This is a genomic window from Desulfosporosinus meridiei DSM 13257 (assembly GCF_000231385.2).
GTDB lineage: Bacteria > Bacillota > Desulfitobacteriia > Desulfitobacteriales > Desulfitobacteriaceae > Desulfosporosinus > Desulfosporosinus meridiei.
Map to the genome: position 1 here is coordinate 2,724,724 of NC_018515.1, position 24,930 is coordinate 2,749,653.

Sequence of the window (24,930 nt, forward strand, 5' to 3'; positions counted from 1 at the left end):
TGGGTAACAAAAAATCACTCTTACCAAAAGGCAAGAGTGATTTTTTTGTTTACTTATCCAAAACGTTCGTTAAATTCTTCGAGAGTTATTAACACTTGTCGTGGTTTACTTCCTTCGTAACCTCCGACAACCCCTTGTTCTTCTAGCATGTCCATTAAACGTGCAGCCCTAGTATAACCTAATTTTAATCTGCGCTGAAGGAAAGAGACACTAGCCATACCTGTCCTAATTAATAGTTGACCGGCATCTATAAATAAAGCGTCATCCGGACCATTACCCTCTTCACTTTTGACAGTTGTTTCAGCAAAGAGTCTTTCAGGATCCAAGTACTCAGGTTTCCCCATCCCTTTCCAATGCATTATTACTCTCTGTACTTCGTCATCGGTTACCAAACAACCTTGTACTCGAATTGCTTTGTTTTGACCAAGAGGGGAATAGAGCATATCTCCTCTGCCCAGTAATTTCTCTGCCCCAGTTGCATCGAGTATAGTACGAGAGTCAATTTGTGATGAAACAGCAAAAGATATCCGACTAGGAATATTGGCTTTAATAACTCCAGTAATAACATCGACTGATGGACGCTGGGTAGCTATTACCAAATGAATACCTGCTGCCCTTGCCATTTGAGCTAAACGACAAATCGCTTCCTCCACTTCTCCAGCAGCAACCATCATCAAGTCTGCTAACTCATCAATTATCACTACAACGAAGGGTAATGCGGGTTTAGTTGAAGATTCCCTAAAGTTCAGACGATTATAGCGTTCAATGTCTCGAACTCCTGAAGCAGCAAATAGTTCGTATCTGTTTTCCATTTCTTTAACAATCCATTTTAGGGCACTAGCAGCCTTCTTAGGATCAATAACGACAGGTGCTAAGAGGTGTGGAATGCCGTTATATTGACTGAGTTCAACCATTTTAGGATCTACTAGTAACAGCTTAACTTCGTCTGGAGTAGCATTAAACAAAATAGAATTAATAATTGTAGTTATACACACACTTTTCCCCGAACCAGTAGCCCCTGCAACAAGCAAATGAGGCATCTTTATCAAATCAGCGATAACTGGTTGATCTGAAATATCTTTACCTAAGGCGACCTTAAGCTTTGAAGAATGCTGTCTAAAACTTGGGGTTTCTAACACCTCTCTAAAGACTACTGATAAAGCCTGCTTATTAGGAACCTCTATGCCGATTGCAGCCTTTCCCGGGATCGGTGCTTCAATTCGCACATCGCGAGCTGCCAAAGCAAGAGCAATATCGTCAGACAAATTCACAATTTTACTAATTTTAACACCGGGTGCAGGAGCTAGCTCATAACGAGTAATGACAGGCCCTCTCGTCACCCGAATTAATTTAGCTTTAACTCCAAAATCAAAGAGTACTTTTTCTAACTGCATAGAGGTTTCTGTATCTTGGATAATCCTTCTTTCCGGCAATGGGTCTAGGATATCAAAACCCGGAAACTCCCATTGCTTAAATTCTTCGATATTAACCTCGCACTCCTTTGTAACTTGTTCAATTACCTTTGGTTTTGAGACAGAATCTATCTCTTTATTCTCATAAGTATTATACCCTAAGATAAGCTCAGTCGCAGCAACCTCTGATTGAACATATGTAAGCTCAGAAATTTGATCTTTATAGCTGTCACTATAGTTATTAGTTTCGTTTTTGGTTTCGTTTTCAGTTTGAGCTTCGTATTCAGTTACAACTATCAGCTCGGATAATTCCTCAACATTGGATTCTAGTTCGATTTCTATTTCGTCAGATTGTTGAATTGCTACTTCTTGCTGAATCTCTGCAATATAGTTCTCCTCTACAGTGTCTTCAGAAACAACCGAATCAATTTCGTGAGAAGTACAATCTTCTTTATACTGAGCCAAGAACTCTTCTTGTTCAGTTTTAGTCTTAAATATTGGTGAAAATTTCTCTCGTTTTTCAGTAGAAATATTGGATTGATTCCCCGATTCATGGCGTTTATTTTGAAGACTATTAACACTGGCACTAGCTTCCTTATCAACTTCTGTAAAATAATTATTAAGCCCCTTCAAACTTGTTAAGCCATACCTTTTTGTGGGAAAAACAGATTTTCCTGTTCCAAAGTAAGACGGAAAATCTGTTCCTATTTCTTTCATTTCCTCATTCATTAAGTTATCTTTATCCTTCAGCTCTACCCATTCTGGAGAAGAAAAATATTGATTAAATCCTTTGAGGGATACAATTTTTCCTGCAGGTAGAGAAATGTCCGAAGAGTCTTGTATTGGTTCAAAATTCTTAGGGTTTTTAGGAGGATTTTTCTTGGGCACTTTAGATGGTTCCATTATTAAATCAGCAATTTTTGACGCATTAACCCAAAGCAAAAGTCCTATTATAAAGCATAAGAAGGGACCAGTCCAGGCTAGACTTCCCATGGTGAATGTGAATAAGTTATCGATATATTTGCCAATGGATAGACCAAAAGCACCTAAGAGCCCTAAAAAGGAAACTGTAAATAAAAGTGCACTTGCGAGTTTAAGCCAAAAAAAATAACTAGTTCTTGATTTCTTTTTTGACATATCTTCCACCTCCTCCAATTATTCATTATGGTAGATATTCTAGGGCAATGTCAAAGAGTTTTTTTGATATTAGGATTAATAACTCAGTTGCACACCTTTTTGATTGGGCAAAGGATGGAATATTTCATGAGATATTTCTCCCTCTAAGGTTAAATAGACATTACCAGTATAGATAAAATCACCCTTGGCCCAGTAACGCAAATCCAAGAATTCTACAACACACTCTTCATTATCCTTATAGTGAGCAATCACGTGATAATATGGTGTAAATTGATTGAATATCTCAGCTAGATTCCCTTCCAAGGCATTAGCAACAGACGGATTATCCCCGTTTACTTTAGGTAAGACACGACAAATTGCAGGCACCTGATGGCGAATGGTTCCAAAGCTTACCTGTTCCTTTTGGAAAAGCAGAAAGTTCCAAGTGAAAGGATGATACATCGCCGGAATAATCTTTACATGCTCCTTGTCCTCAAGATTATAAGCATTGGCCAAACGATCTCTTATTTCAAGCTTACCTAAATACCGAAGTCCTAAATATACAGCACTAAGCAGTATAGCACTAAGTGAAGATGTTCTGGCAATCTCAGGTTTAATAAGTGAGGTTATTAGCGATAAGAATACTAAACCTAGTACCACTGGATCTGTGAGCATAATCATATCGAGGGTTATCTTTTTTTTTGAAAAAGGCCACAAAAGTTCTGCCCCGTAAGAATTTAATAAGTCAAAAATTCCGTGAGACATTGTTCCTATTAAAGTCCAAATAAAAACAGTAGACCATGATGTAGTTGGAAAAAGAAAATATAGAGCGGAACTGAGCCCTAACGCAGATGTTGTCAAAGCAATTAGTGAGTGACTGGCACCTCTATGGTTTAAGAGATAATTCAAGCGACCTTTTACATGAGCAATAATATCTAAATCCGGGAGCATTGCACCTAACGTGCAGCCTAGAAAAACCGGATCATTAAGCTGTAGCGGATGACCTGATAGACTACTAAATGCGATCCCAATTAATCCATGTGTCAGTGGATCCAGAATAGTTCACCTCATCTTTACTTTGATGCATTTTTAAGGCATTTTAATATACAGTCATCATTATAGCACGACTAAGCTATGAAAAAACATTGTCTTTTTGTTTCTGTAATTCCATTTTATGTTTATGATTGAATAATTGAAGCAAGTTTATCAATCAAACCTATAGGCTAATATCATTTAACGAAAAGGTTTGAGGACAAAACTTTGAGCCCTCATCACACTAATAAGTGTTAAGAAGGCTCAGAGTATTGTGCTTATCTTAGTTATGCAGCTAAGTAGATTATTTATTTACTTGAATGTGCGGCCACTTTTATTGAATTATTAACTTCGTGAATTTCCGGAATGTGATGAATGATCTTTTCAGCCCATTCCCTATCTTCATCGGAGTAAACTTCGCCGGTTAAAAAGGCGATCCCGCCTTTAACAAAAGCGCGTATTTGCCCTGAATTTAGACGGTGTTGGCCAAGCTTAGAAACTAATTGTTCTGTTAACCACAGATCGTCTCCTTGAGATTGATGCCGAGTATAAATCTCGCTAACTACTGCCTTTACTCCAGACACTTTATAGGCGGTATCAACCGCCCATTCCATTGCTTCCTGAGTATCGACAAGACCGGTTAGGGTAATTAATCCATTACGGGCCTCAGTCTTAATCTCATGGGCATCTACCCAAGGTGACTCAACAAAAGCAGTTTCAACACGATTGACTAATGTAGCGTCGTCTACAGCTTTTTCTAAAAACTGAATTTCACTGCGAATTTCTTTAACCCCTCTAATTTGTGAAGCCAGACGTTTGGCAAATCGCTCGGCACTTTGATTATCTAAATGTCCCAGTAAAGTAACAATACCTCGGCTAACTCGGCACCCTAAGCGTGCTATATCCTCATAGTTAGACCCTTGGAAACGTTCAATAATGTCTCTTTCAATATCCTTATCCAGGATCTTCCCGTCATTGGCTACTGTCAGCGAATTATCCAGTTCTTTAATCCCAGCAATCCTTGCTATTCTACTTCCAAAAAAATCTTTTTCAACAAGGCTGTCTACTGTTCCCCAGATTGTCGCTCGATCCCCTTTCACCTCAACATGTATACCTTGAGCGCTCTCTCCGAAATGAGTCTGAATAAGTTTTTTAATATCCTGCAGGATGTCTTGTTCAGAACGTGAATTTCGCATAAATCTCCCTCCACCATGAAAAGTGTTTCTGCTTCGATAGAGGGTATTTTATCCCAAGACTTCTCCTTTTAACCAAAAGCAATCGGATTGTTAAGATTTACAATTTGAGAAGTCTGCGGCAAGTTCTTCTAACCGATGTAATTGATCTCTTAAACCTAAGACAATTAATAGATCTCCCTGGTATATTTCGTCCCCAGCACTGGGATTACTGATTACTTGATTTTCTCGTAAGATAGCTAGTACAATTGCACCTGTTTGTTGTTTAATTCCACTTGTTAGTAAGGTTCTACCAACTAAACAGGATCCTTCATCAATTTTCAGTTCTACCATTTCCATTTCGATATTATGGTCATGAATAACAGTTTCCAGATACTCTACACTAATAGGCTTTAATATGGACATGGCCATCCTCCAACCACTTAAGGTCGCAGGGGAAATGACTTTATCAGCCCCTGCACGAAGCAGCTTTTTTTCAGACTCGGGCTGATCCATACGTGCTACCACATTAATATTAGGGTTCAGTCCTTTGGCCGTCAAAGTGACAAAGACATTTAGAGAATCCTCCGGAAGAGCAGAGATAAGTCCCTTAGCCTTGCTTATGGCGGCTTTATTCAGGGTTTCGTCATGAGTTGCATCACTATTAATAACTAGAAAGCCTTCTGCAATAAGTTCGTTAGCCAGCTCTTCCTTCTGTTCTATTACAACACATTGGGCACCTTCTTTACGAAGGCGGTAAACAACTTGCCTGCCGACACGTCCCGCTCCGCAAACGATAACATGATCTTCTAGTGCTTCTATTTTTTTGTTCATCTTTCTTCTCCAATATACTCCAGCCAACTGACCCTCAATCAGAAAGGCCATTAATTGTCCAGCAAAATATAACATAGCACCGGCTCCACTCAGCATCAGGAATATTAAAAAGATATGGCCTGCTTCGGTTTGAGCCTGAATGTCTCCGAATCCCACCGTAGTTACTGTCTGAACTGTAAGATAGATAGCCCTTGATATAGTAAGATGCTCTGTAATTACTAGCCCAGCTGTGCCTATGATTATTGTAATAAGTAAAGCGATAAAGGCTATCCAAACCCTTCTAACCACGATTTGCACCTCTTCTGTTAAGTCAAGCATTACCTATTAAAACTCAAATTGTTAAGTAATCCCTTAGCTTAAGGATATTTTCATAGGGTATATCTATTTGTCCCAGCTTTACATACCCTGAAGGTCCATGATAATCACTTCCGCCGGTTGCTATAATTGCATTTTTTTCAGCAACCTCCGTGTAATATTGAATCAGCGCCGTTTGTTTTTCCCAATATCCATAATATACTTCAAGTCCTATTGGACGATAGGCCAATAACGAAAACACTATTTGGGGATCCCATAGCAGTCCTGGATGGGCTATAACGGGAAGTCCACCACAAGAGAATATTAAATCTACAGCATCCTCGAAAGCATGGTTTAAATAGGGTATGTGAGCTATTCCTCCTGGACGAAAGTGTGCTGCTATCTCTCGCCAGTTCTTAGAAGAGTTGCCATCTTCCTGGTGATACATAGCTCTCATGATATGCCCCTTTGTAACGGCACCATCGGCACCGACTTCTTTCTCAACATCTTGCCAATTTAGAGATATTCCATTGCTAATTAAACAATCAACCATATCATGGGCTAAATTAGTGCGCTGTGTTCGGATCTCTTTTAAACGCCCTTGGAGAAGCGGATGATTAACATTATTAAAATACCCCAGAAGGTGAACCTCATGACCTCGATAGCTTGTTAATAATTCTACACCAGGGATGATTTTGATATTTAGTTCTTCAGCAAGTTTTTCAGCCTTGCTGACGGCTTGCGTGCTTTCATGGTCCGTAATTGCTATAGTTTGAACATTATTAGCATGAGCAAGGCTAATGACCTCTTCTACTGAAAGCAAGCCATCGGACTCATGAGTATGAATGTGTAAATCGGACCTCAAGTACATCCCTCCCTAAAAATGTATTTTGCTTTCGTAATATATATTATAGTATGCCTATTCTTGTTTTTCTTCAAAAATCCTGCCTTCCTGTTCTATATTTAATGAATATTTCTTGAAAGAAACCTAAAACATATTGACACTTTTAACTTTTTCCGATATAATTCATTTCGTTGCAAAAAACATAGGGGATTAGTTTAATGGTAGAACAGCGGTCTCCAAAACCGTCAGTGGGAGTTCGACTCTCTCATCCCCTGCCACAAGAAAATTTGACACCGCAAGTGATTGCGGTGTTTTTAATTGCCATCACACATGTCAACGTTCCCTTTGTGCCGGTTGAACAGACACATCCCAGGACATGCTGAATAGAATATACAAACCTCTCATTCTTATGCGACTCTAAATGAGGGGGTGAACTGAATGCTTTTAGGATTCTTAGGTGTTTTAGTAGCTTTATTAATAATAATCGCTCTATTATTGGTAATAATCAGAAAACTTTAATGGTTCAGCTACAAAGTATAGCCTGGGTTTAAACCCGGGCTATCTGAGTCTAAAACATTTAACACAAATTTTGTGAATATCGCGTCAAAAAGCTCAACCTAAAAAATAGGCTGAGCTTTTAACTAATTTTAATCTAGTTTACACTCAATTAAGTTTGATTCTCCACTTAAAATAGAGAGCTTAGGTTCGAGTAAATTTTTCTCTTTTTCTAAGGCTGAAGGAGGATCTTCGAGAGTGGCTTTTTTAATATTTTCCGTAGCCACTGCAAGCATAAGTTTAATTCGATTAAGTTGATTGACTTCACTTGCTCCCGGGTCATAATCAATTGCCGCAATGTTGGCCTTCGGGTAGGAGCGTCTGATTTCTCTGATCATGCCTTTGCCGGTAATATGATTCGGCAAGCAAGCAAAGGGTTGTAGACAAACGATATTATTTACCCCACTGCGGATCAGTTCAACCATCTCTCCTGTCAGGAACCACCCCTCACCACACTGATTGGCTAGCGAAAGGTGTTTTTCAGCGTACTTAGCAATTTCTTCGATTGGTTTAGGTGGTTCAAAACGTTTGCTGGCTTCAAGTGCCTTCTTCATAACTTTTCGATAAGATTCAATTCGATTCTCCGAAAAATAACCTGAAACCATCTGCCAAAAGCTGCCCGATAATTGCTGATATTTTATTCGGTTATCAAAGGCACCATATAAAAGAAAGTCAGTTAAGTCGGGAACTACAGCCTCGGCTCCTTCAGCTTCCAACAATTCTATGATATTATTATTGGCTGTCGGGTGAAACTTAACTAATATTTCACCGACAACACCAACCTTCGGCTTGACCAAATCCTCGTATAGTTCTAAACCATCAAAATCTGCCACAATTTGGCGGATGTTCTCGGCGTGTTCTTTACTATTCCCATTTTTTAGAGATTCTTGGCACCGTTTCACCCAATAGTCATACAAGAGATTTGCTGAGCCCGGAAATTTTTCATAAGGACGCACCCTATATAATACTCTCATTAATAAATCTCCGTAAACTAGTCCTCGCATAATCTTATTAAACATTGGAATAGTAAATTTGAACCCTGGATTCGTTTCCAGGCCGGATGAATTTCCTGTATTCAAAGCTATGACTGGGACATGTTCCATGTTCGCATCTTTTAAGGCTTTTCGGATAAAGGAAATATAGTTTGTAGCTCGACAGCCTCCACCCGTTTGTGTCATTATCACCGAAGTGTTGTTTATATCATAGTCTCCTGATTTTAAGGCCTTCATTAACTGACCTACTACAATAATGGCTGGGTAACAAGCGTCATTATGGACATACCTTAAGCCTTCATCAACTGCTGATTTATCTACAGAGGGCAAAAATTCTATACTATACCCAGAATCTTCAAAGGCAGTCTTAAAGAATTGAAAATGAATAGGCGACATTTGGGGGGCTAATATCGTGTGTGTTTTCTTCATCTCTTTTGTAAAGACAGCTCTCTTAGGATATTGGGAAAGCTTCTTAGGGATGAATTTCCTTTTATCACGTTCTTTAATTGCAGCGATTAAAGAACGCAAACGAATCCTCGCTGCTCCCAGATTATTAATCTCATCAATTTTGAGGACTGTATAAATTTTTCCGTAGGCTTCAAGAATTTCTTTTATCTGATCTGTCGTCACGGCATCTAGTCCACAGCCGAATGAGTTTAGCTGAATTAATTCTAAATCTTTTTGCTGAGCTACATAACTTGCTGCATTATATTCTCTGGAATGATAAACCCACTGATCAACAACTCGTAATGGCCTTTCAACATTACCCAAGTGTTGAATTGAATCTTCAGATAGAACTGCAAAACCATAGGAACTTATCATCTCGGGTATGCCATGATTTATTTCAGGATCAATGTGATAAGGTCTGCCAACGAGAACAATCCCTTTGATTTTGTTTTCTCGAACATAGTTTATAGTTTCTTCCCCTTTTAATCTGACATCCTCTTTGTATCGATCTAATTCTGCATAGGCTTTATCAAGAGCTCGCGCAAGTTCGGACTTGGGTATTCCCTCAGGTTCCAATTCTACAGAGAGTCGCTTTAGCATTCTCCCGGGCATATCCAACGGTAAGAAAGGATGATAAAAGGTCACCTGTTGCTCTCTCAGGCTATCCATATTAGCGTTAATAGTTTCCGGATAAGAGGTAACTATCGGACAATTATAGTGATTGTCAGCTTCTTGATCTTCCTTTCGAGCATAAGGGATACAAGGATAGAATATCTTATTTATCCCTTTTTTAATTAAATCTATTATATGGCCATGGGCTATCTTAGCCGGGTAACAAGCAGAATCGGAAGGAATGGTATCCATCCCCAGTTCATAAATCTTATTAGAAGATCGACCAGAAATCAGAACGCGATACCCTAATTCTGTAAAAAAAGTGAACCAAAATGGATAGTCCTCATAAATGTTTAAAACTCTGGGAATTCCAATAGTTCCCCTCGTTGCTTCTTCATTGGTTAAAGGTTTATATTTAAAGATTCTTTTGTATTTGTACTCGTAAAGATTAGGAATATCACTTTTGATAAGGTCTTTTCCCAACCCTCTTTCGCAGCGATTTCCTGAAATATATTCATTTCCACCAGAAAAGTGTTTGATGCTTATCAAGCAGTTGTTTCCACATAATCCACAACGTTTCATTGTGGTCTTTGTAGTGAAGTTCAACAAGTCATGCCCCTGAACCAGGGTCGTTTGACAGCCAAGCTCATGTTGATCTCTAGCGATTAAAGCAGCCCCAAATGCTCCCATAATCCCAGCAATATCCGGTCTGACAACTTCTTTTTTGGTAATTATTTCAAGAGCCCTGAGGACAGCGTCGTTATAAAATGTTCCTCCCTGGACAACAATTTTCTGTCCCAGTTCTTCTACACTTCGCAACCGGATAACTTTAAATAAGGCATTCTTAATGACTGAAATGGATATTCCTGCAGAAATATCACTAATTTCTGCCCCTTCCTTTTGAGCTTGCTTTACTTTAGAGTTCATAAAAACTGTACAACGTGTTCCAAGATCCACCGGATGCCTGGATCTCTCGCTTAATTGAGCAAATTCCTTAACGCCCATGTTTAAGGAGTTTGCAAAGGTTTCTACAAAGGATCCACATCCTGAAGAGCACGCTTCATTTAAGGTAATTGACTCAATCACTCCATCACGGATAACCAAACTTTTCATATCCTGTCCACCAATGTCAAGAACAAACTCTACTCCCGGTTGAAAAAAGTTTGCTGCTGTGTAGTGGGCGACAGTTTCTATCTCTCCGATATCCACCCTGAGAGCCGCTTTAATAAGCTGTTCTCCATAGCCGGTAACAGCGGAATTTACGATTTTTACACCACTGTGTAGTTTACTGTATAAGCCTTTTAGTGCTTCTATCGTAGACTCTAAGGGTTTACCCATATTACTTCCGTAATAAGAATATAATAATCGCCCTTCTTCATCGACAAGAGCAAGCTTAGTAGTTGTTGAACCGGCATCAATACCCAGATAGGCATTTCCTTGATAATTATCTATATCTACTCTCGATACCTTATGCTCATCATGTCTCTTCTTAAAAGCATCGTACTCTGCCTTTGAAGCAAACAGGATTTCCAATTCGTGGTTTTCGGAGTTATCGATTTTATGAATCTCAGGTACTTTGCCAAACAAGCTTTTAACTGTAAAGGGAACCATTTCAGTCGATGATAATGCTGCACCTATGGCCACAAAAAATTGGGAATTATCCGGCAATATAACATTATTGCCTTCTAGTTTAAGGGTGTCAATAAAGCGATTTCTTAGCTCTGACATAAAGTGCAAAGGCCCACCTAATAGGGCGACGTTTCCACTAATGGGGCGTCCTTGGGCAAGTCCGCTTATAGTTTGGTTTACAACAGCTTGGAGAACAGAAACAGCAATGTCCTCCTTGGCAGCTCCTTCATTTAGTAAAGGCTGTATGTCTGTCTTGGCAAATACACCGCATCTGGAAGCTATTGGATAAATGTGATGATAGTTTTTGGCAAGTTCATTCAATCCGGGAGCGTCAGTCTGTAATAAAGATGCCATTTGATCAATAAAAGCCCCAGTACCTCCAGCACAGGTGCCATTCATCCTTTGCTCGATAGAATCTCCCAAAAAAGTTATCTTGGCATCCTCACCGCCAAGTTCAATAGCTGTGTCTGTGTTTGGAATTACAATTTTGATTGCATTCGTACAGGCAATCACTTCCTGAATAAAGGGCTTTTCTAGTTTTTGAGAAATATTATACCCGCCTGATCCAGTGACCATTAGGGTTAGTAAATGTCCATTTATAACACTTTTTGCATCTTCCAGTACGGTAATAACTGTGTTTCGGATATTGGAAAAATGCCGTAAATATCTCTTGTAAAGAATGTTTTTCTGATTATCTAAAACAACTATCTTAACAGTTGTAGAGCCAACATCCAAACCAATATTCAAAACTTTACTCATTCTCTTCCTCCACAATGTATGGTGAACATTCTAGTTAATAGTGTGACCTCATTACTTTTGAAGGCTTATGCCCTTTGTAAATATTTTAACATAATTTGAAATACATGTCTGAAGATCCGTGTTAAATGTTAGCTTGCTCATTACTAATGATGTGAAAAATAAGCCAAAGTTAGTTGCTAAAAAGCTAACGGCTAAGGTTTCCGGGTTCTCAACTATGACACCTCTATTCCGCATTTCTTCGAAATAACTACTCAAAAGATTCTTAAACTCATTCGGAAACTTCGATAACATTTTTTCAAATTGAGGATTAAATTCATCATTCTTTAAGTGCATCAAAATGATTTTTTGGTTTTTTCTTAATACATCTTGGTAGGAAGAACATATATTGAATAGGTCTCGTTCTAAATTCCATTCTAGGTTTTCAAAAAGAGCAATAAATTTCGGCGTGAAAACAAATCTATCAAATGCTCTTTCAAATAGATTATGCTTGTTTTCGAAGTGTCTAAAAAGGGTCATTTCACTAACGCCTGCTTCTTTGGCAATTTCTTTAGTGGTTACAGCAGTATAACCTTTTTGTGAGAAGAGGACAATTGCTGCATCAATTATTTTATCTTCTGTAGTACACATAGTGTCCTCCAATCAATGAAGAATATGTTAGTTCTTACTAACATAAGTATTTTATCATTCTTCTAAAACAACTTCAATCCATCATCATGATAGAAATGCTTACTATATTTGTATTCAGTTCACCAGATAAAAGATTATTCCCTGTCCAAAAATCTTTATAAGCATGAGCAGGCTAAAAATGTCATAAAAAGAGGAATTTCATTTCCACACAACAATAGGGCTGGAACTTTAATTTCCAGCCCTAGAGAATCTTTCTGTTAATTGTTGGCGGTTTTTAATTGATTGATTAATGCCTCGCTTATCTTGCTGGGGACTTCTTCATATCTAAGAAAACTCATGGTGAATGAACCCTTTCCTTGAGTTAAACTTCTTAAATCTATGGCATAGCGCATCATTTCAGCCTGCGGTACATGAGCGCGAATAGATGGCGTTTTTCCACTGCTATCCATTCCTAACACTCGCCCTCTTTTCCCATTTAGGTCAGCAATTACATCACCCATGAAGGCTTCAGGAACCCGCACTTCAATTTCAACAACCGGCTCTAGCAGGGTGGGTTTGGCTTGCTCTACACCTTTACGGAATGCCATAATCGCAGCAAGCTTAAAGGCCATTTCCGAAGAATCTACGGCATGATATGAACCATCACAAAGGGTAACCTTAATGTCCGTTACAGGGTATCCTACCATTGCCCCTTCGGCCATTGCTTCCCTAATTCCTTTTTCTACCGCTGGAATATATTGTTTGGGAACTGCGCCACCAAAAATCGACTCTGTAAATTCAAAGTCACTTCCTTCTAATGGCTCTAAGTTAATCCATACGTGACCATATTGACCATGACCACCCGTTTGTTTTTTGTGCTTTCCTTCAACTTTAACTGCCTTACGAATCGTTTCACGATAGGGAACTCGGGGAACTTTTAACGTAACCTCTACGCCAAACTTCCTGGCAAGTTTTTCTTGAAGAATATCGATTTGCATCTCTCCTAATCCTGTCAAAATCAACTCTTTTGTTTCTGTGTTTTTAGTTTTTATTATCGTCGGATCTTCTTCAAGCAAGCGTGATAATGCACTGCTAAGCTTATCCTCATCCCCTTTAGTTTTGGGTTGGATAGCTACTGACAGAGTAGGAATGGGAAAATCAATCCCCGCAAGCCTTAAAGGGTGGTCTTTTCCACATAAGGTATCTCCAGTTTTCACCTCTTGCAGCTTTGCGATCACTGCAATGTCTCCTGCACACACGAACCCGATAGGCTCTTGAGTTTTACCTCTAAGATAAAACGGCTGTCCAATTTTTTCTTCTACATCACGACTAGAATTATAGACTAAGGACTCTGCTTTGATTTTCCCCCCATAAACACGGAAGTAGGACATCTTCCCAACATAAGGATCCGTTAAGGTTTTAAACACAAGGGCTGATGTTTCCGAGACTACTTCCGGTACTGGAGCGTATTTTGCCAGGAAGTCCATAAGCTTTGAAACTCCAATATTCCTGCTCACTGAAGCGCAGAGCACGGGAATCACAAGATTTTGCTTTAACCCTAACTGCAAGGCATTCTGTAAGTCCGCCTCGGTCAACCCCTCTCCTTCCAGATATTTCATTAGTAATTCATCGTCTGCTTCGGCCACTACTTCAGACAATTGCTCTCTTAGAAGATCAACTTCTTCCTTGTACTCATCTGGAACTTCTTTAGTTGAGTACTTCCCACTGCCGTCCAAGTCATATTCATAGACTTTGTTATCCAGAATGTCTATGAGTCCTGTAAAACCAGATTCTTGCCCTAGGGGTATTTGAACAGGAACAAGCTTGGCCTGGGGATAAGCATCTTTGAGTTGATCCAAGACCTTATGGTAATTAGCATTCTTACGATCTAGTTTATTAATAACAATAATCCTAGGTAATTTTTGTTCTTCCATCAGACCCCAAGCTATTTCTGCTTGAACTTCAAGCCCAGCTGTTCCGCAGAGTACTAGTACTCCACACTCGACCACACGCAGGGCACTCTTTACTTCACCTAAAAAATCTAAATAACCTGGACTATCAAGGACATTTACTTTGACACCTTGCCACTCAAATGGAATAAGACTCGTACTTATTGACACCTTGTGTTTTACTTCTTCGGGTAGATAATCTGAGATTGTGTTTCCTTCAGAAACTTTACCAATACGATTGATCGCACCTGAATTAAAGAGAAAGGTTTCCGCCAGGGAAGTCTTTCCTGCTCCGCCGTGCCCAACTAGACAAACATTGCGAAGTTGTTTAGTGTCATAGGTTTTCAAGACGATTCCTCCTTGATTTGTTATTTAAGAAAAAGGTCACAGCCTTTTACTCGCAACAGATAACCGGAGTTTTTAATGTCTCAGATCCCAGATTAGTACTAATCTATTGATTAGAGTGGGGCAAGTATTCTCATGTTAGTTAATTATAAATTGCTTTGTTCGTAAGTTCCCCATACTTGGGGTTGTTTGTCGAGCACCATGCACTTTCCCAGGGCCCAGACAGCTTCAACCTCAAGATCATTATTTAAAACCACTAGGTCAGCATCATAGCCAACGCGAATCATTCCTTTATTCTTTAGACAAAGTATATTTGCTACATTCGCTGTAATTGTTCGTAAGGCGACGTCTAAAGGAAGACCTTCTAAAACCGCCGTCCTTATATCCCGCCATAGAACCTCTACTGATCCTACTCCCATGCCAATAAGCGCCCCAGCGTCGTTATAACGAGGCATACTTCCATTACCGTCGGATGTTACAGTGACTCGATCATTGAGCAAATGACGCTCATTCAGCATTCTCAAAACAGCAGGCACTCGGAGGTCAACGGAAAAATCGTCACACCCTGCCGTCAGATCAATATTTCCTCCCGCTAAAAGAAATTGAATCCCTTGATCTAATAGACTGCGGGTTCTATTAATATGAGTTGGAACAAATTGAGTGATAGGAATGTCTGTATGTTCCAGTATCGTCCATATTGGCTTTAAGCCTTGTTTTCCCTCACCGAGATGTATATGTACAACTCCAGCCTTCCCCCCCAGCATGCCACCTACTCGGGCCTCTGCAGCTAAATGTTGGAGTTCGCTGATTTGAGGTTGGGCTGAGCGATGATCCGAAATAGCAATTTCTCCTGCCCCTATAACCTTTGAAATCAATACTAAATCTTGTTCCAAGCTTGGCAATAAAGTTCTCATCGGCACGTGATAAGCCCCACTATAGATATAGGTGCTTAACCCTTCTTCCTGAAGGGCATTCGCCTTCACCAACAGTTCAGCCATAGATCGAGATATGGAATCAGTACCCAGACAACCTACGACTGTAGTAGTTCCAGTACGGGTAAGCTGCGAAAGCTGGAGTGCAGGAGTACGGGAAGCTGGCCCTGCTTCTCCTCCTCCTCCGCATATATGTACATGGGCATCAATAAAACCTGGCACTAATACTTTTCCTTGAAGGTCGATCACTTTTCCATCTACAAAATAGGGAAGGGTTAGATCTTTTCCGATGGCAGCAATACTAGTCCCTACAATTAAGACATCAGTTTCCGTTGAAAGGTTAGGACAATAAAGCTTAGCGTTTTTAAAGAGTTTCCACAAAGTTAAACCCCCTCCCAAGAGGTATAGTGCCCCATAGTTAGATTGATATGCGATAAGAATTAACATTCATCAACATTTTCTTCATAATATGCTAAATTCCTTTGCTTCGGAGAGGCTCTCTAAAAAAAAACCTAAGCATTTCTTTTTTTCTCTAAGCATATTCATATATATATCTCAGATTTGGGAGGGTCATATGGCGAGAAGGACTTTTGTCTACGGAGCTGCTATTCTTTTAGGAGCCAACATAATTAACCGCCTGTTGGGCTTCGCTTACCAATATTTGATAATGACTAATATTGGTGGGGAAGCCTATGGTTTATTTAATATGGTTTTTCCTATTTACATGCTTGCTCTTGTTATTACTACTGCAGGTATTCCTTTAGCAATTGCCAAAATGATTTCTGAGGAAGTATCCCTCGGTCATCTCTCCAACGCTCAATCCATTTTACGATTATCACTTATGCTGCTTAGTTTTTCTGGGGCTATTGTTTCAATTATTCTTTATTTCCTTTCTCCTTATCTTGCTACAAGAATATTTTCTGATCCAAGAGTAATTAATGCTTTTCTCATCTGTACTCCCGCGATTTTTGTTGTCTCTATTTCATCAGTCTTTCGGGGCTACTTTCAAGGCTTACAGAACATGGTTCCAACAGCTGTGAGCCAGATTTTCGAGCAAATTATTCGCGTAGCTATTGGTTATACAGCGTCACTGCGACTATTACAAAATAGTGTTGAGTGGGCAGCAGCAGGCTTAGCATTAGGGATGCTTGCCGGCGAATTAGTCGGATTGCTTTCAATTGTTTTTCAATATCAACGATCTAAATCAAAAGTTTCGCAGGATAATTCATCGTCAACCTATTCATCTCGCCAAATATTAAAAAGCCTCTGGAAATTAGCTTACCCAGTAACCCTTGGTCGATTGCTTGCTACAGGCTTATCTTCCCTAGACGCGATTATTATTCCTCTCAGACTTCAAGCAGCCGGATATTCTGCCCGTGAAGCAGTAACCTTATTCGGTCAGCTTGGTGGATCAGCCTTTACATTATTGACCTTTCCGAGTGTTTTTACCTTTGCCTTGGCAACCTCACTAGTACCGGCCATCTCAGAAGCAGCAACAAGACGCCAGCTCAATGTTGTGCGCGCCCGCAGCGCCGAAGCTATTCGCTTGACAATCCTTATTGGCATCCCTTGTCTAATTATCCTGTTTTATTTTTCACATCCCCTTACTTCGTTTTTTAAAAGTTCAGAGATAGCGCCAATTCTACAGATCTTAGCCTTAGGTGGTATATGCTCCTATATACAACAAACCACAACGGGAATTCTCCAAGGATTAGGAAAGGTTCAGCTCCCTGTCATCCATTCCATCGTTGCAGCGATTATTCGCATCCCGGCATTAATCTACCTTACTGGTCTTCCCCAATGGGGCTTGCGCGGGACGGCTTGGACTTATGTACTTGGTTACTTTATTATGGCCGTTCTTAATCTTTTGGCTATTTCAAGATATACGGGCATGCCTTTAGACCTTCAACGTTTTGTTCTCCAACCGATTTTTGCAGGAGTAGGAATGCTCCTTGTATTTCAATTCTTAGATCCATTTTTCAGGGGGAATCTAATAGGATATCCTTTGGAATTTTTGGTTGGAATAGTGGTCTATGGTATAATTTTGCTCTTTAATGGCGGAGTTTCCTTTAACGATCTAAGGCGACTTCCCTGGATAGGGAAATATCTACCTCTCTAGATATTTCACTTCCACCAACGACTGATTTGAGTCCCCCATTGCCAATATGTTAAAACAAATATTACCAAAAGGGCTAATAAGGCAAAGATCTTATAAATAAAGTATACTTTGATGACCGTTAAAAACACCATACCAAGTCCTAATAGAGCAGGTATAGCTAATAGTTTAAGAACCGATTTAGAATGACAGTTATCCTTCTGTTTGAGTCCCGGATAGGAAAAAATGATTATAAACAGCACAAAGTAGAAAATAAATGTTCCAATTATCATTAAAGCTTCCTCCATTAGAAAAAACGAATTGTGTAACCATTATTTATGTACAATAAACTTCTCAACATCTGTTAATACTAATATCGAGTTAAGATTTGAGAGGAGATGTGAAAATATATGAGTCGTAGAAATAATAAAAGCAGCGGAATTTTACCGGAAGCAGTCTTAGATCAATTTAAATGGGAAGTTGCCGAAGAATTAGGTTTAAGCAATAAAATAAAAAGTCAAGGATGGGAAAATATGACTTCACGAGAGTGTGGACATGTAGGTGGCAGAATTGGCGGAAGCATGGTCAAAACTATGATTCGGAGAGCTAAAGAATCTCTCAATAATAATCCTTAAAATATATTTTATAACAGAATTAAATAATGAAGCTGTAATGCTTAAAGGAGTACAGAAGAAGATCTGTACTCCTTTATTATACCCTTTTGAAGAGGAAAGAGTTAATGGGCAAATAATTTTTCCCAAGACTCAAGACTCTTAAAATCTGTCAAATCGCTATGCATTGGGGTGATAGAAATATAGTTATCTTGAATAGCTCTTAGATCAGTATCCTCTTCAAGATCTCTTATTCTTTCCCCACACTGCCAATAATAAGCTCTTCCTCGAGGATCGATCCTGCGTTCAAAGACATTATCATAGACAGTTTTTCCCAGCCTGGTTACTTTTAAGCCCTGCCACTCAGACGAGGGTTTACCGGGAAAATTTATATTCATTAAACCTGCCCCATTACTCTGAATTAGGGAATCTAAGTGTTGGGCGATATAGATAGCAGATGGTTCAAAATCTACGAACTCAAAGCTTGCTACAGAAACTGCAAATGATGGAACTCCCAAAATTACCCCTTCCATAGCTGCCGATACTGTTCCAGAATAAAAGATATCCGTGCCTAAATTTGATCCTTGGTTGATACCTGAGATCAACAGATCTGGCTTAGGAATAATCCCACCCTGAATAGCAAGCTTAACACAATCAGAAGGTGTTCCACTAATTGCATACCCTTTTTCATTACTCTCAAGATCGTATTCCGTTATAAATAAGGGATGAAACAAGGTTATGGAGTGTCCTGTAGCCGAACGCTGACCTTCAGGAGCAACGATAGAGATTTCATGCTCAGTATGGGCGCGTAGTTTGCGATACAATGATTGAATACCATCCGCATGATATCCATCATCATTAGTCAGTAATATATGCATATGGTCCTCCCGGTCACTCAACTTCATAAACAGAAATAACCATTTTATCTTCTTTCTTTGTTAAGCCAAACATTAAACGATATCCTTTAAGGTTTTTATTAAGAAAATCTACTACTTTATAGAGCTCCCCATTGACCCCCAAGCGTTGTGAGGCAATCAGTTCAATTTTGCCTTGACGGTCAGACGGGTTTATATTGTCATTCACCCAAAATTACCTCTTTCTTAGCATCTGTGTCCCTGAATTAATGAAAATGCTTCTGATCTCGTGATCGGGTTTGTCTTAAATATTCCTCGCACAGCAGAGGTTAAGGTTTGCGATCCTGCTTTCTTTACTCCTCTCATAGTCATACACATATGTTCAGCCTCAATGACTACTAAAACACCTAGTGGAGAGAGTTTAGCCACAATTGCGTCTGCAATGTCTGAAGTCAATCGCTCTTGCAATTGCGGCCTGCGGGCAAATCCTTCAACCACCCGGGCGAACTTTGACAATCCTGTAATTTTTCCTTTTCTCGGGATATAAGCTACATGAGCCTTGCCATAGAATGGTACTAAATGATGTTCACACATTGAATAAACAGGTATATCCTTGACAATTACCATCTCTTCATGTTCTTCAGAAAACTGCACATTTAAATGGTAACTTGGATCTTCATGTAATCCACTAAAAACTTCTGCATACATTCTCGCTACACGCTTCGGTGTATCCTTAAGCCCTTCCCGATCAGGATCTTCTCCTATGGCTTCTAGGATCATTTGAACAGCTTGCTCAATCTTATCTAAATCCATCCCCATACTTTTTTCTCCTTTTCTCTATGTGATCGTTTTTCACTATAGTTGTCCCATGAAAACATGCGTTTGAGGAATAACCCTCACATTTCTTAGTTTTTGAAGAAAAAAACTTTGCCAGCTTAGAAGTTGATAGGGTTTTGGAGTTACTATTCCACGTGTTGCTGTTACAGGCTGTAAAATTGTTTGGATTAACGGATCAACCTCCGCAATTAGGTCTCGAGCGTACTCAAGATCTACAAGCTTAGTATCTTCTTGAACAACGATTTTAACAAAGACCTCTTTTTGAAGACTTAAGCGTAAAAAGGATTTATGAATATCCCATAAATTATCATCATTAGATGGCAGCTTGATATCCATACTTATTATATCAACCCAAGGCATAACTTGTAGGAGTTGCTCAGGCAAAGTCCCGTTGGTTTCAAGGTATATCTTGATACCTTTCTCTTTTAAAAAAGGTAATAACTCACGCAATTCACTAGCCCACAAAAGAGGCTCACCACCCGTTACACTGATGGAATGATGAAGAGAAAAATTATAATTCTGAAGCAACTGTGATAGCGTATTAACGGAAATTGGATTTTTAAAAACACTAAACTTCCCCGAGCCCGGGTCTCTTTCCAGACGAAATTCTTGGAGGGTTTGGGTTACTGTATCACAGTAAGGACACCTTAGGTTACAGCCCGGCAAGCGAAGAAAAATTTGTCTAACTCCGACATAAGGGCCCTCCCCTTGTATTGAAGAGAACACCTCGGTTACTGGCAACATTATCATTTACAAACAAACCTCTCTTACCACTGAACAACATTTTAATCTTCTTCATAAATGGCCCAGGTATCGGGAGACTCAAATACTTTAACCCAAGCTAAGCGCTTCTCCTGAAGTGACAAGGCCTCCTTGAATTCTAAATACAAGTAACGAGCCAGGTTCTCGGCAGTTGGATTAACTCCACTAGCACCAAAGGGAGTTAAGTCGTTTAATAAACAATGATCAAGTAATTTTACTTCACTTCGTATTGCTTGTTTAATGTCTTTGAAATCAATTAGCATCCCTAAATGGTCTAACTTTTCACCTGATACACAAACCTCAATATCCCAACGATGACCATGTAAGTTAGAACAATCCCCGTCATAATCTCGAATATAATGAGCTGCATCAAAGTGAGCCCGAACACATACCTGAAACATTTAGCACTCCTTATTAGACAAATTATATTTTATTTTACCATTATTATTGACAAAAGAAAATGAAATATCAAAAAATCAATCCTTTACTATTATTTAATGCTTCCACTGAGAAAGTAGATAGAACACCCACTTATCCAGTGAGTGTTCTATCTCTGCTTAAAAGAGGAACTTTACACCATCTCTTTTAGGCAAGTTTTAAAGCCTTATTAAAGCAATCAATTGCAACATCGGACTGATCAATTTGGTCATAAATATTACCCAGCAGGGCCCAACCCGCGGAATGGTTAGGATCAATTTTTAGTAATTTATTGATCAGTTCAATACTTTCTTGCCAATTTCCTTTTCGAGTAAGGCAAACACTTAAATTGTAGAGAATCAAAGGATGGTCAGGTGTCAGCTCTAATGCCTCTCGATAATACTCAGCAGCTTTCCGAGTACGACCCTGATGAACCAATGTAAAAGCAAGATTATTAAGCAAAATCGGATCCTTCGGGTAAATATTTTTAGCCCGCTCCAACAATACTAATGCTTCTTGGGAACGTCCAAGATTTTGATAAACAGCTGCTAAATTACTTAAACTGTCATAATGATCCGGTTCATATTTCAAAGTATATTTATAGTACTGAATCCCTTTTTTGATCTCACCATCTTGAATGTAACAATAGGCTAATCTTGCGGCTAAATCAGGGGTCCCTCCATAGCGAAGTGCCTTCTCGTAACTACCGCAGGCATCTTTCAGTTGTTCTAAAAGCAAATGCATTTCAGCCTTCATTTCCCAATACAAGAATTCTCGGGGGCGAAGTTGACAACACCCTTGAAAGCATCTTAAAGCTTCATGATACTCTTCATGAAAAGCATAAATCATTCCTAATCGATAATTTGTTTCTGCGTTTTGAGGGGCGGCCCTCATTGAATTATCCAGGGCTTTAATGGCATCGCGCCAATCTCCCAGCTCTAGATTACAATCAGCAAGCAAATCCCAATACTTAGCAATCTGCGGTTTTACCTTAATTGCTTGCTCAATCTTTTCTTTGGCCTGGGGCAGTAAAGCTTGTCCGATATAGCACTTTGCGAGAAGATAATTAATTTCTGCTAATTCTTCATCAGAGTTAATTACCAGTTGTTCTAAGTATTCTCTAGCCTCTTGTAGTGCTTGGATCTCAATTAAATAACCTACTTCTTTTAACCGTGGTTTAGAAGATTCTCGATTTAATAGATCCACCCACTTCTGAATTGCATCATCAGTTTTCCCTAAGCGATGATGCCATCTCGCTTGGAGAAAATTCCACAAATATGAATTTTGAAGAGAGGGCCTTTGTTGCTTGTTATTAGAGGCTATAGGTAGAGCCATAGTTTTCTCTCCTTTTTACTTATTTTTCCATATTTATCTTCTCCTTTCACATTGTTTTCCCCTTTAATTTAGAACAAGAATCGAACGTCAAATGCCAATCAAATACGCGGTAATTCGCCTTATCATCTTCCTTTAATTAGCATACTCGTCACTTTCTGAGGATTCTAACTTATGTTCTTTAATATATTGCATAACCTTCTCTTAATATAAAAAAATGAGAGGAGCCTTTAATGCCCCTCTCCACATTCATTACAATATCCATAAAACTTTAAATCATGGTCCAAGATCTTAAATTGGTTACGCTTAATAATCACAGCTTCCAGTGACTCCAATAAATCATCATCGAATTCCGATACATTTCCACAACCCAAGCAAATCAGATGGTGGTGATGATGATGTTCATCTTTCCGGCTAAACTCATACCTACTTCGCCCATCGCCGAAATCATTTTTCAGCAGAATTCCTATTTCCGCTAATATGTCTAAGGTGCGATAAACAGTTGCTAGTCCAATCTCAGGATTTTGGGTTTTTACTAACATGTATACCTCTTCAGCACTCAAATGTCTATCAACGTGTTCTAGAAATGTCTGTAAAATTGTTTGACGCTGAGGGGTTAACTTATAGGAGCGGTTGCGTAACAAATTGCAAATGCTTTCGAAAGTTTTTACTTCCTCCATTCCCAGCCCTCCTCATACCTATTATATGGTAATAAAAATCCTTTGCAAGGGATTTTCTTGCAAATTATCGGTTAAACACCTCAAAGATTGCAAATTTTAGATAATCTGTTTCTTCGCTGCCCAGTAATACTGGATGATCTAAACCCGCACGTTTGAATTCTACAAGTCGTAAAACTTTATGGGCATCTGCTGCAGCCTCTTGGAGCATAGTAAAAAATCTAGCCGAACTCAAATGATATGAACAGGATGCTGTTATCAAAATCCCTTGGTTTCGTACTAATTTCATTCCTTGGAGATTTATTTCTTTATATCCTCGTACTGCCCCTTCAATTGATTGACGGTTTTTGGCAAAAGCAGGTGGGTCTAAGATTACAATATCCCATTTTCTTTTCGCATTTACCTGTTCTCGTAAATAATCAAAGGCATTGGCAGCAATGAATTCCGTTCGATGTAAGAATCCGTTAAGTAAAGCATTCCCTCTTGCCATTTCAATGGCCTTGTCCGAAATATCCACACAGGTCACTTTTTTTGCTCCATAGAGACAGGAATGTAACATAAATGAGCCGGTATGAGAAAAACAATCTAATACCTCAGCACCATCCCAAAAGGGATTTTTGATTACTTTCCCATTCTGATCTACCGGAAGACCTTCTTCGTTAAGTTCTATACCGTTTTTAACTCCCCATCCCTTAATCAGAGGTTTTAAAGCCGCTCTATTTTCCCTCTGATCGAAGAAATATCCAGTTTTTTGTCCTTCGGCGACATCTACTGAAATCTTTATTCCATTTTCTATAACTGTTGCCTTAGTATCAAACGGCTCATTAACAAAACCTTCCCGTAATTCAAGACCCTCGAGTTTCCTAACTGGGACATCACTTCGTTCATAAATTCCGCGTGGCTTAAAGATCTTCGTTAAGGCGTCATAGACCCATTGCCGCCGGATCTCTATCCCTAAGGAAAGTATTTGTACTACCAGAATATCATCATATTTATCAATAATTAACCCAGGCAAAAAATCAGCTTCGCCATGAACAACTCTACATGATTTTGCTTCCGGAACCAACCACTGTCGCCGCTTCCATGCTTGCTCAATCTTATGATGAAACATTTCCTGATCTATTTCTTGCTCCACCGAGTAACTAACAACTCGAATAATAAGTTGTGATCGTGGATTATAGAACCCCTTTGCCAAAAAATGTCCTACATGATTTACAATATGTACAACATCCCCACCTTTTGGATCCCCTTCTATCTTTTCAATTTCACCAGGGAAAACCCAAGGATGACCATGTTCAAGCCGCCTTTTGCGATTTTTTTTAAGATAAGCCTTCGGAACCGACAATATACTCCCTCACTTTCAATCTACCCTATAATATGACATTGGCATACTTCAAAATATACCTCGAAAACGAAAGAAAAGAAAGCCTTTGCTTTCTTTTCTTTCATTTTAACCCAGAATTCTAATACCATCCGCGATACGGATACCGATATTGAATGTGAGAAGTGAGCCAGTGCCGATGCGCTATAAATAATCAAGAAATAACGCAGGGGAAATTGATCAAGAACTATGAGAGACGATCTCGAAGAAGATCGACAATTTCATCGGCGCTTCTGCCTGAAGCATTAATCACAGGCATTTTTTCAGACCATTCACTGGCCAAAATATCCGTTCCATCTCCCTTAACCACAGCAGCCCTAACATTCTTAAAGGGCTGGCCTTCTAAAGGAGTTGTTTTAAAACCAGCATTATGAAGAGCCTGAATAACATTTCCAAGACCCTCTTCAACAGCAATCGTTGAATACATTTTCTCA

The 24,930-nt window shown here is 39.2% G+C and carries 21 protein-coding genes and 1 tRNA gene; 3 read left to right on the forward strand and 19 right to left on the reverse strand.

Features of this window, described 5'->3' with window-relative positions; all coding sequences use genetic code 11:
- Positions 1-53: 53 nt before the first annotated feature.
- The 5 genes from DESMER_RS12470 to DESMER_RS12490 all read right to left on the reverse strand — a co-directional run bounded on the left by DESMER_RS12470 (position 54) and on the right by DESMER_RS12490 (position 6,725).
- Positions 54-2,549: a DNA translocase FtsK gene (locus tag DESMER_RS12470; protein ID WP_014903416.1), complete on the reverse strand. Its 2,496-nt coding sequence runs from the start codon at positions 2,547-2,549 to the stop codon at positions 54-56.
- 75 nt (positions 2,550-2,624) lie between these two features.
- On the reverse strand, positions 2,625-3,587 hold the full coding sequence (locus tag DESMER_RS12475) for a metal-dependent hydrolase (RefSeq protein ID WP_014903417.1): 963 nt from the start codon (positions 3,585-3,587) through the stop codon (positions 2,625-2,627).
- Between the two features lie 281 nt (positions 3,588-3,868).
- Entirely contained in the window at positions 3,869-4,756 is an 888-nt protein-coding gene (locus DESMER_RS12480; RefSeq protein WP_014903418.1) for a BON domain-containing protein, read from the reverse strand.
- Positions 4,757-4,846: 90 nt separating this feature from the next.
- The gene (locus tag DESMER_RS12485; RefSeq protein WP_052314845.1) at positions 4,847-5,854 is read right to left on the reverse strand and encodes a potassium channel family protein; all 1,008 of its coding nucleotides are present in this window, start codon (positions 5,852-5,854) and stop codon (positions 4,847-4,849) included.
- A gap of 43 nt (positions 5,855-5,897) precedes the next feature.
- Positions 5,898-6,725: a PHP domain-containing protein gene (locus DESMER_RS12490; protein ID WP_014903420.1), complete on the reverse strand. Its 828-nt coding sequence runs from the start codon at positions 6,723-6,725 to the stop codon at positions 5,898-5,900.
- A gap of 183 nt (positions 6,726-6,908) precedes the next feature.
- Between DESMER_RS12490 and DESMER_RS12495 the strand changes: the two genes are divergently transcribed.
- Positions 6,909-6,982: transfer RNA gene (locus tag DESMER_RS12495), tRNA-Trp, on the forward strand.
- A gap of 369 nt (positions 6,983-7,351) precedes the next feature.
- Here DESMER_RS12495 and DESMER_RS12500 read toward each other — a convergent pair.
- From DESMER_RS12500 to iadA, 4 genes are all read right to left on the reverse strand, one after another.
- Entirely contained in the window at positions 7,352-11,698 is a 4,347-nt protein-coding gene (locus tag DESMER_RS12500) for a 2-hydroxyacyl-CoA dehydratase (protein ID WP_014903421.1), read from the reverse strand.
- A 51-nt stretch (positions 11,699-11,749) separates the two neighbouring features.
- Positions 11,750-12,325, reverse strand: a complete 576-nt coding sequence (locus DESMER_RS12505; RefSeq protein WP_014903422.1) for a TetR/AcrR family transcriptional regulator — start codon at positions 12,323-12,325, stop codon at positions 11,750-11,752.
- Between the two features lie 257 nt (positions 12,326-12,582).
- Positions 12,583-14,601: an elongation factor G gene (gene fusA / locus DESMER_RS12510; protein ID WP_014903423.1), complete on the reverse strand. Its 2,019-nt coding sequence runs from the start codon at positions 14,599-14,601 to the stop codon at positions 12,583-12,585.
- Between the two features lie 143 nt (positions 14,602-14,744).
- Complete coding sequence (iadA, locus tag DESMER_RS12515; protein WP_014903424.1) at positions 14,745-15,911, reverse strand: beta-aspartyl-peptidase; 1,167 nt, start codon at positions 15,909-15,911, stop codon at positions 14,745-14,747.
- A 193-nt stretch (positions 15,912-16,104) separates the two neighbouring features.
- Between iadA and DESMER_RS12520 the strand changes: the two genes are divergently transcribed.
- Entirely contained in the window at positions 16,105-17,649 is a 1,545-nt protein-coding gene (locus tag DESMER_RS12520; RefSeq protein WP_014903425.1) for a putative polysaccharide biosynthesis protein, read from the forward strand.
- 5 nt (positions 17,650-17,654) lie between these two features.
- Here DESMER_RS12520 and DESMER_RS12525 read toward each other — a convergent pair whose 3' ends face one another.
- On the reverse strand, positions 17,655-17,918 hold the full coding sequence (locus tag DESMER_RS12525; RefSeq protein WP_014903426.1) for a hypothetical protein: 264 nt from the start codon (positions 17,916-17,918) through the stop codon (positions 17,655-17,657).
- A gap of 117 nt (positions 17,919-18,035) precedes the next feature.
- Here DESMER_RS12525 and DESMER_RS12530 point away from each other — a divergent pair, with 117 nt between their 5' ends.
- Positions 18,036-18,260: an alpha/beta-type small acid-soluble spore protein gene (locus tag DESMER_RS12530; RefSeq protein WP_014903427.1), complete on the forward strand. Its 225-nt coding sequence runs from the start codon at positions 18,036-18,038 to the stop codon at positions 18,258-18,260.
- Between the two features lie 101 nt (positions 18,261-18,361).
- On the opposite strand, the gene surE is transcribed toward DESMER_RS12530, so the two are convergent.
- The 9 genes from surE to DESMER_RS12575 all read right to left on the reverse strand — a co-directional run bounded on the left by surE (position 18,362) and on the right by DESMER_RS12575 (position 24,923).
- Complete coding sequence (gene surE, locus DESMER_RS12535; protein ID WP_014903428.1) at positions 18,362-19,114, reverse strand: 5'/3'-nucleotidase SurE; 753 nt, start codon at positions 19,112-19,114, stop codon at positions 18,362-18,364.
- Positions 19,115-19,127: 13 nt separating this feature from the next.
- Entirely contained in the window at positions 19,128-19,319 is a 192-nt protein-coding gene (locus DESMER_RS12540; RefSeq protein ID WP_014903429.1) for a YpmA family protein, read from the reverse strand.
- A gap of 17 nt (positions 19,320-19,336) precedes the next feature.
- On the reverse strand, positions 19,337-19,909 hold the full coding sequence (gene folE, locus DESMER_RS12545) for a GTP cyclohydrolase I FolE (protein ID WP_014903430.1): 573 nt from the start codon (positions 19,907-19,909) through the stop codon (positions 19,337-19,339).
- A 36-nt stretch (positions 19,910-19,945) separates the two neighbouring features.
- Positions 19,946-20,677: a 7-carboxy-7-deazaguanine synthase QueE gene (locus tag DESMER_RS12550; RefSeq protein ID WP_014903431.1), complete on the reverse strand. Its 732-nt coding sequence runs from the start codon at positions 20,675-20,677 to the stop codon at positions 19,946-19,948.
- A gap of 35 nt (positions 20,678-20,712) precedes the next feature.
- On the reverse strand, positions 20,713-21,090 hold the full coding sequence (gene queD / locus DESMER_RS12555; protein WP_014903432.1) for a 6-carboxytetrahydropterin synthase QueD: 378 nt from the start codon (positions 21,088-21,090) through the stop codon (positions 20,713-20,715).
- Between the two features lie 184 nt (positions 21,091-21,274).
- On the reverse strand, positions 21,275-22,441 hold the full coding sequence (locus DESMER_RS12560) for a tetratricopeptide repeat protein (RefSeq protein WP_014903433.1): 1,167 nt from the start codon (positions 22,439-22,441) through the stop codon (positions 21,275-21,277).
- Between the two features lie 227 nt (positions 22,442-22,668).
- Positions 22,669-23,118, reverse strand: coding sequence for a Fur family transcriptional regulator (locus tag DESMER_RS12565; protein ID WP_014903434.1), 450 nt, complete (start codon positions 23,116-23,118; stop codon positions 22,669-22,671).
- 64 nt (positions 23,119-23,182) lie between these two features.
- A complete protein-coding gene (locus DESMER_RS12570; protein ID WP_014903435.1) occupies positions 23,183-24,460 on the reverse strand; it encodes a class I SAM-dependent rRNA methyltransferase in 1,278 nt (425 codons plus the stop codon).
- A gap of 223 nt (positions 24,461-24,683) precedes the next feature.
- Entirely contained in the window at positions 24,684-24,923 is a 240-nt protein-coding gene (locus DESMER_RS12575) for a YkuS family protein (protein WP_014903436.1), read from the reverse strand.
- Between the last annotated feature and the right edge of the window lie 7 nt (positions 24,924-24,930).